The sequence below is a fragment of the Streptomyces capparidis genome, from assembly GCF_054782095.1.
Genome location: NZ_BAAGTD010000109.1, coordinates 1 through 7,630, shown reverse-complemented (window position 1 = coordinate 7,630; position 7,630 = coordinate 1). Strand labels below are relative to the sequence as shown.

At 76.4% G+C, this 7,630-nt stretch carries 7 protein-coding genes and 2 pseudogenes; all 9 read left to right on the top strand.

Translation table 11 applies throughout. The annotated features are described in order from the left end of the window. Positions 1-966, top strand: a pseudogene (locus ACYVO2_RS36970) (hypothetical protein); the annotation flags it as partial. Between the two features lie 99 nt (positions 967-1,065). Beyond that, positions 1,066-1,497: a phage tail protein gene (locus ACYVO2_RS36965; protein ID WP_461012515.1), complete on the top strand. Its 432-nt coding sequence runs from the start codon at positions 1,066-1,068 to the stop codon at positions 1,495-1,497. A 2-nt stretch (positions 1,498-1,499) separates the two neighbouring features. Continuing rightward, positions 1,500-2,288 (top strand): CIS tube protein, encoded by a 789-nt coding sequence (locus ACYVO2_RS36960; RefSeq protein WP_461012514.1) that lies wholly within the window; start codon positions 1,500-1,502, stop codon positions 2,286-2,288. After that, positions 2,288-4,132 carry a VgrG-related protein gene (locus tag ACYVO2_RS36955; protein WP_461012513.1) on the top strand — a complete coding sequence of 615 codons (1,845 nt, stop codon included), beginning with the start codon at positions 2,288-2,290 and terminating at the stop codon, positions 4,130-4,132. The genes ACYVO2_RS36960 and ACYVO2_RS36955 overlap by 1 nt, the downstream gene beginning before the upstream one ends. Positions 4,133-4,160: 28 nt before the next feature. After that, positions 4,161-4,436 carry a PAAR domain-containing protein gene (locus ACYVO2_RS36950; RefSeq protein WP_461012512.1) on the top strand — a complete coding sequence of 92 codons (276 nt, stop codon included), beginning with the start codon at positions 4,161-4,163 and terminating at the stop codon, positions 4,434-4,436. A 4-nt stretch (positions 4,437-4,440) separates the two neighbouring features. Beyond that, a complete protein-coding gene (locus ACYVO2_RS36945; protein WP_461012511.1) occupies positions 4,441-4,863 on the top strand; it encodes a GPW/gp25 family protein in 423 nt (140 codons plus the stop codon). Further along, on the top strand, positions 4,860-6,812 hold the full coding sequence (locus tag ACYVO2_RS36940; protein WP_461012510.1) for a putative baseplate assembly protein: 1,953 nt from the start codon (positions 4,860-4,862) through the stop codon (positions 6,810-6,812). Before ACYVO2_RS36945 ends, ACYVO2_RS36940 begins: the two co-directional genes overlap by 4 nt. Position 6,813: 1 nt before the next feature. Further along, positions 6,814-7,377 (top strand): phage tail protein, encoded by a 564-nt coding sequence (locus tag ACYVO2_RS36935; RefSeq protein WP_461012509.1) that lies wholly within the window; start codon positions 6,814-6,816, stop codon positions 7,375-7,377. Next, a pseudogene (locus tag ACYVO2_RS36930) lies at positions 7,374-7,630 on the top strand (zinc ribbon domain-containing protein); the annotation flags it as partial. The gene ACYVO2_RS36935 and the pseudogene ACYVO2_RS36930, both read left to right, overlap by 4 nt.

Below are 7,630 nucleotides of genomic sequence, written 5' to 3'. Positions count from 1 at the left end.
CAACGCATCCCCGCCCAACCCTCCTCCACCCCCACGCCCATCCACCCGATCCCCGCCCCCACCGCGCCCCCGCCGCCCCACCCGGAACCGCCCACCACCCCCGTTGTCCCGCTGACCTCCCTGCGCCCGCCGCCCCGCGCGTCGCACCCGGACACCGGGCCGGCCGTCCCCGCGCCGACGTCCGGGACCACCCCGTCCGGGCCCGCCGCCCCGCCCGCACCCGCCGCCGCGCCCGCCCCCGCCCCCCTCCAGCGCCTGCCCCTGCCCGCGCGGCCCGCCGCAGCCCCCGCCCCCGAGGCGTCCCCCGCCACGCCCGCGATGCCGCTCCTCCCCGAGCCCGACGCCGGCAGCGCCGTGCGCCCGCTGACCGCTCAGCGTGCGCTGCCGCGGTGGGTGAGCACGGACTCCGGGGACGAGGGCCGCGACGCGCCGCCCGCCGCCGTTCCCGTGCGGTGGACCGGCGACGCCGCCCCCGGCCCGGCCCCCGCGGCGGGGCGGCCCGCGCCCACCCTGATGCCCCCGCCCCGAGTACCCTCCCCGCCCGGCCGCCCCATGCCGCCGCCCCCGGCCCCGGCCGCCCCGCCGCGCTCCTGGTCCGGGCCGTTCGTGGACGCCGGGGCGGCGGCCGTCGGCGCCGGAGTGGCCCAGCGCATGCCCGACGGCTCCGTGGTGTTCAACCTCCCCGGCGCGCCCGCCCCCGCGGTCCAGCGGCAGAACGAGCCGCCACCCCCGGACCCGCCTCCCGGGCCCGTCGAACCCCCGCCCGCCGAACCGCCCCCCGCCACCCCGGCGGCAGCCGCCCCGGCCCCGCCCGCCGAACCGCCCGACGGCACGCCGCACCAGCAGCCGAACGCCATCACCGACGAACTCGTCCGCGCCCTGTTCCCCAGGCTCAGCTGGCTGCTCCGGGCCGAGCTGCGCCTGGAGCGCGAGCGCGCGGGCTCCCTGATCCGCACCCGGCACTGACACCGCCGCCCGCGCACGCCGCCCCACCGGTCCCGGCGCCGCGCGACGGGACCGCACCCCGCGACACACACCGCGCCAGACCGACACAGGAGAGCCCCCATGGCCCCACCCGAAGACCCGGCGGTCAGCGTCTGCTTCGTCGTCACCATCGACGACATCGAGCTGGGCTCGTTCAACACCTGCGAAGGGCTCGGCTGCGAGGTCGTGCTCGAACAGCGCGAGGAGGGTGGCAACAACGGGCACCTGTGGCAGCTCCCCACCCGGCTGAAGTACTCCACCGTCAAACTCTCCCGCCCGCTGACCCGGGACACCGAGAAGGTGGCCAAGTGGTTCGCCAGCATGACCACCGGGTTCACCCGGAAGACCGCGCACATCGAGGCGCGGACCGGCGACGGGCAGATGGTCGCCCGCTGGGGGCTGCTCGAGGTGGTGCCGGTGCGCTGGACGGGACCCACGTTCAACCCGGAGGCCCCCAAGGTCGCCACCGAGACCATCGAGATCGCGCACCACGGCTACGTCATGGAGGCGTGACCATGGCCGGACCCATCGCGTTCACCGCCGCCGGCGCGGCGAAGGCCGCCCCGGGGGCGGCCGGGCCGCGCCCCAAGCTGGAACACGCCTACCTGGAGCTGCGCACCCCGCCGCCCGGCGGCGGGCTGACCCCGGGCGCGCCCTGCGGGCGGATCGACTTCCAGTTCAACCCCAAGGAGCTCAGCCTCACCAAGGCGGCCGCCTGGAAGCGCACCCCCGCAAAGGGCGCCAGGAGCGCGGGCCCGCCCGAGTACCAGGGCCCGCAGCCCAGCAAGCTCACCGTGGAGATGTTCTTCGACGCCAGCGACACCCAGGACACCAGCGTCGTGACGTCGGTGGAGCGGCTGTTCGCGTGCTGCGTGCCCACCAGCGAGACCCGGCAGCGGCAGCGGTCGTCCCCGCCGTGGGTGGTGTTCCACTGGGGCGGGCTCACCGGCTTCCCCGGCTACGTCAGCCAGGTGCAGGTGAAGTACACCCTGTTCACCACCTCGGGCGTGCCGATCCGGGCGGTGTGCCAGGTCAGCATGGAGGAGATCGCGGGGGAGACGCCGGGGCAGAACCCCACCTCGGGCGCGCTGCACGCCCGCCGCGTGCACCGGGTGCACGCCGGCGACACCCTGCCCGCGCTGGCCTGGCGGGAGTACGGGGACCCGGGGGCGTGGCGGACGATCGCCAGGGCCAACGGCATCGACGACCCGATGCGGCTGACGGACGGGCAGGAGCTGCTGCTGCCCGCGCCGGACGAGCCGGAGGACAACGACGCGACGCCCAGCGGCCCGGGGGCGCGCTGATGCCCGAGCAGAGCGTCGCCAAGGCGCTGACGGTGGAGTTCGGCGGCGCCCCGCTGCCGACCGACCTGGCGAACACCCTGGTCGAGGGCTGGGTGGACGACAGCCGCACCCTCCCGGACGTCTTCTCGCTGCGCTTCCGCGACCCCAGCCGCACCCTGCTGGAGCGGGCGGGCATCACCGTCGGGGCGAAGGCCAGGCTGCTCGCGGACGGCGGGCAGGGCCCGCGCCCCCTGATCACCGGGAACGTCACCGCGCTCGAGGTGGAGATCGACGACACCGGCACCTTCACCGTGGTGCGCGGCACGGACGAGTCGCACAGGCTGTTCCGGGGCCGGCGCGTCGACAGCTACCAGAACATGACCGTCGCCGACATCTGCGCCCGCGTCGCCCGGCGGGCCGGGCTGCGGACGGGAAAGGTGGACGTCACCGGGCCCGTCCTCGAACACGTCGCCCAACCCAACATCACCGACTGGGAGTTCGTCAGCACACTCGCCCAGGAAGCAGGGGCGCAGGCCTATGTGCGGGACGGCCTGCTGCACGTCACGCGCCCCACCGACGCGTCGGGCGCCCCCGGCACCTCCACCCGCGCCACCGCCAGCCCCCTGGTGCTGGAGATGGGCGGCAACCTGCTGCGCTGCCGGGCCGGGGTGTCGGCCGCGGAGCAGGTGTCCACGGTCGAGGTGCGCGGCTGGGACATGCGCGCCAAACGGGCCCTGGTCAGCCGCGTGGACGCGGGCACCGCGCCGAACCTGGAGCTGGGCCTGACCCCGGCGCGCGTCACCGCGCCGTTCGGCCGGGCCGGCTTCACCGTCACCGACGCCGCCTGCGCCGACCAGGCGCAGACCGACCAGCTCGCCAAGGCCCTGGCCGAGCGGATCGCCGGCTCCTTCGCCGAGGTCGAGGCGGTCGTCCGGGGAAACCCCGAGGTCAGGGCGGGCACCGCGGTGGCGCTCAGCGGGGTGGGCGCCCCGTTCGAGGGCCGGTACACCGTCACCGCCTCCCGGCACACGTTCGACGCCCTGCGCGGCTACGAGACGCACGTCACCGTCTCCGGCCAGCAGGACCGCTCCGTCCACGCCCTGACCGGGGGCGCGGACGGGACCGGGGCGCGCTGCTACGGGCTGGTCAACGCGACCGTCACCGACACCAAGGACCCCGAGCGCCTCGGCCGCGTCAAGGTGCGCTTCCCGTGGCTGTCCGACTCCTACGCCAGCGACTGGGCGCGCACCGCCCAGCCCGGCGGCACCAGCGGCGGCGACGCGTTCATCCCCGAGGTCGGCTCCGAGGTGCTGGTCGGCTTCGAGCAGGGCCACCTGGCACGGCCCTACGTCCTGGCGGGCCTGTACAACGGGAAGGACAGGCCCAAGCCCGCCGAGGACGCCGCCCTCGTCGACGGCGCCAGCGGCGTCGTCAACCGCCGCGCCGCCGCCTTCCACGGCGGTGACCAGGTGGAACTGCTCGACACCGCCGGCGGGCCGCAGGGCATCCGGCTGACCACCGGCGACGGCAAGCTGCGCGTCCACCTCGACCGCCGCGGCACCACCGTCGTCGTGCACAGCGACGGCACCGTGGAGATCGACGCCGCACAGCAGGTGACCATCACGGCGGGCCGCGGCGTCACCGTGGACGCCGGCCAGGGGCCGCTGGCGATGACCGGCGAGTCGGTGCAGGTCACCGCGCGCAGGGGCATCCGGATGGACGGCGGGAACGGCCAGGTCGCGGTGGTCACCGGCGGCGCCCTGGAAGTGAAGGGCAACCAGGTCACCGTCAACGGCGCCGGCCGCACCGAGATCAAGGGCGGCAGCACCTGCTCCATCAGCGCCCCGCTGGTGAAGCTCAACTGACCACCGCACGAGCGAAGGAGCGGCACCCATGCCACCAGCAGCCCGCGTCGGCGACGCCACCGGCCACCCGGGCGTGGTCGGCCCGCCGGGCGTGCCCACCGTCCTGATCGGCGGGCAGCCCGCCGCCACCGTCGGCACCCCCCACGTCTGCTCCTCACCGGCCATGCACCCCCCGTCCGTGATCGCCCCACCGGGCAGCTCCAGCGTCCACATCGGGGGCAGGCCCGCGGCCCGGGTCGGGGACCGCTCGGCGTGCGGCGCACCGATCCTCTCCGGCTGCCCGACCGTGCAGATCGGGGGGTGACGGCGTGCCCCAGCAGTTCATCGGCGCCGGGTGGGCGTTCCCGCCCCGCACCGACGCCACCGGCGGCATCGCCCTGGTCCGGGGGGAGCGCGAGCTGGAGGAGTCGATCCGGCTGATCCTGGCCACCTCGCCCGGGGAGCGGCCCATGCGGCCCGAGTTCGGGTGCGCCGTCAACGACTACGTGTTCGCGCCCGCCGACGCCGGCACCGCCGGGCAGCTCGCCTACGAGGTGCGGCTCGCCCTGGAGCGGTGGGAGCCCAGGATCGAGGTGGACGGCGTCGAGGTCAGGTTCGACGGAGCCGACCAGGGCGTGCTCTACATCGACATCCGCTACTCGCCGCGCGGCGCCAACGATCCGCGGAACCTGGTGTTCCCCTTCTATGTGATCCCCCAGCACGACCCCGAGCGGCACGAGGAGGGCGCATGACCCTGCCCAGCCCCAACCTCGACGACCGCCGCTTCCAGGACCTCGTCGACGAGGCCAAGCGCCTGGTGCAGCGCCGCTGCCCGGAGTGGACCGACCACAACGTCTCCGACCCCGGCGTCACCCTCATCGAGGCGTTCGCCACCATGGTCGACCAACTGGTGTACCGGCTCAACCGGGTCCCGGAGAAGAACTACCTGGCCTTCCTCGACCTGATCGGGGTGCGCCTGTACCCGCCGACCGCCGCCCGCACCGACATCACCTTCTGGCTCTCCGCGCCCCAGCCCGAGACGGTACGGGTGCACGCGGGCACCGAGGTCGCCACCGTGCGCACCGAGACCGAGGAGGCGGTCGTCTTCACCACGGCCCGCGACCTGGACATCCTGCCCTGCTCCCTCGCCGTGGTCGCCACCCGGCCCGCCGGCGGCGACCCCCTGGACCGCACCGAGGAACTGGCGCTCGGCCGCGACACCCCCTGCTTCGCCCCGCGGCCCACCCCCGGCGACGCCCTCCACGTCGGCCTGTCCAACGCGGTGCCGGGCTGCGCGGTCGTGCTGCGGCTGGACTGCCGGGTCGAGGGCGTCGGCGTGGACCCGCGCCGCCCGCCGCTGGTGTGGGAGGCGTGGGACGGCAGCGCCTGGGCGGCGTGCGAGGTGGAGCGGGACGAGACCGGCGGGTTCAACAAGGCGGGCGACGTCGTCCTGCACCTGCCGCGCACCCACACCGCGTCCGTGCTGGCGCGGCGCTCCGCGGGCTGGCTGCGCTGCCGCCTGGTGGAGGCCGTCGCCGACCAGCCCGGCTACCTCGCCTCGCCGACGGTGCGCCGCATCACCGCGTTCACCATCGGCGGCACCGTCGAGGCCGTGCACGCCGAGACCGTGGGCGAGGAGGTGCTCGGCCTGTCCGAAGGCGTGCCCGGGCAGTCGTTCACCGTGGCCCGGCCGCCCGTGGTGCCCTGGGAGACGCCGTTCGTGGTGGAGGTCGCCGACGGCTCCGGCTGGGCGGAGTGGACGCGCGTCGACGACTTCGCCCACTCCGGCCCCGACGACCGGCACATCGTCCTGGACCCGAACTCCGGCCGCGTCGACTTCGGCCCCGCCGTCCGCTCGGCCGACGGCGGCGTCCGCCACCACGGGGCCGTGCCGCCCAAGGGCGCCCCGGTGCGGGTGCGCGCCTACCGCACCGGCGGCGGGCGCAGGGGCAACGTGGCCCGCGGCGCGCTGCGGGTGCTGCGCAGCTCACTGCCGTTCGTGGCCACGGCGGAGAACCGCCGCCCCGGGCTCGGCGGCGTGGACGGGGAGACCGTGGACGCCGCCCGCGTGCGCGGCCCCATGACCCTGCGCACCCTGCACCGGGCCGTCGTCCCCCGCGACTACGAGCAGCTCGCCCGCGAGGTGGCCCCGGACGCGGCCCGGGTGGCGTGCGTGCCCGCGGGCGACGACCCCGAGCAGGCGGGCGGGGTGCGGCTGCTCGTCGTGCCCGCGGGACGCGGCGACGAGCGGGGGCGGATCCGCTTCGAGGAGCTGCTGCCGCCCCGGGACACGCTCGCCGCCATCGCCGAGTACCTGGACGAGCGCCGCCCCATCGGCACCCGGCTCGTGGTGGAGCCGCCGTACTACCAGGGCGTCACCGTCGTCGCCTCCGTGCAGGCCGTGCGCGGCGCGGTCCTGGAGCGGCTGCGCTCCGAGGCCCTGGCCGCCCTCTACCACTACGTCAACCCGCTGACCGGCGGCCCGGCGAACCAGGGCTGGCCGTTCGGGCGCCCCGTCCACTCCGGGGAGATCTTCGCGGTGCTCCAGCGGGTGCCGGGAGTGGACCTGGTGGAGGACGTGCGGCTGTTCCCCGCCGACCCCCTCACCGGGCAGCGCGGTGAGCCCGCCACCAGGATCGAACTCGACCGGCACGCCCTGGTGTTCTCCTACGAGCACCAGCTCAGAGTGCGGGAGGCGTGAGATGCGCGGAGCCGTCCCCGGGCTGCCCACCCCGCACCCGCTGCTGCACCAACTGCCCGGCGTCTACCTGGACCACGACTTCCTCCGGCGCTTCCTCGACGGGCTCGACGAGGTCCTCGCCCCGGTCCTGCTGGTGCTGGACAACCTCCCCGCCCACCTGGACCCGCGCACCGCGCCGGAGGACTTCCTGTCCTGGGTGGCCGGGTGGGTGGCCGAGGACCAGGACCTCCCGGCCGGCCGGCGCCGCGCCGCCGTCCCCGGGGCGGTGGCCCGCCACCAGCGGCGGGGCACCGCCGCCGGGCTCGCCGAGGCGGTCCTCCTGATGACCGGGACCGCACCCGAGATCGAGGAGAGCGGGGCCGCCACCTGGTCCGAGTCGCCCGCCGCGCCACTGCCGGGCACGGCGCGGCCGTGGGTGACGGTGCGCCTGCGGGTGGCCGACCCCGCCGCGGTCGACCGGGTGCGGCTCGCGCGCCTGGTCGAGGCGGAGGTTCCCGCGCACGTCGGCCACGACATCGAGATCCTGCCCGAGGGCGGGGCGGAAGGGTCTGGTGAAGCGACATGATCTGCCCGGAATGCGGCCACCGCAACACCGCAGGAGTGACGTTCTGCGGCTCCTGCCAGGGCTTCCTCCAGTGGGAGGAGGAACCGCAGCCGCCCGCCCGGCGGACCCCCGACCCCGCCCCGGCGGCGGCCTCGGCCCAGGCAGCCCCGCCCGGCACCGCCCCGTCCCCGGCCCCCTCCCCGCCCCCGCCGTCCCCGCCCCCGGCGGCGCGCCCGCCCCCGGCCCCCGCGCCCGCTCCGCCGCCCGCACCAGC

What these genes read in the sequence shown, in the direction of transcription:
- ACYVO2_RS36965 (WP_461012515.1), top strand. Translation starts at nt 1,066, where the DNA reads ATGGCCCCACCCGAAGACCCGGCGGTCAGCGTCTGCTTCGTCGTCACC.
- ACYVO2_RS36960 (WP_461012514.1), top strand. Translation starts at nt 1,500, where the DNA reads ATGGCCGGACCCATCGCGTTCACCGCCGCCGGCGCGGCGAAGGCCGCC.
- ACYVO2_RS36955 (WP_461012513.1), top strand. Translation starts at nt 2,288, where the DNA reads ATGCCCGAGCAGAGCGTCGCCAAGGCGCTGACGGTGGAGTTCGGCGGC.
- ACYVO2_RS36950 (WP_461012512.1), top strand. Translation starts at nt 4,161, where the DNA reads ATGCCACCAGCAGCCCGCGTCGGCGACGCCACCGGCCACCCGGGCGTG.
- ACYVO2_RS36940 (WP_461012510.1), top strand. Translation starts at nt 4,860, where the DNA reads ATGACCCTGCCCAGCCCCAACCTCGACGACCGCCGCTTCCAGGACCTC.
- ACYVO2_RS36935 (WP_461012509.1), top strand. Translation starts at nt 6,814, where the DNA reads ATGCGCGGAGCCGTCCCCGGGCTGCCCACCCCGCACCCGCTGCTGCAC.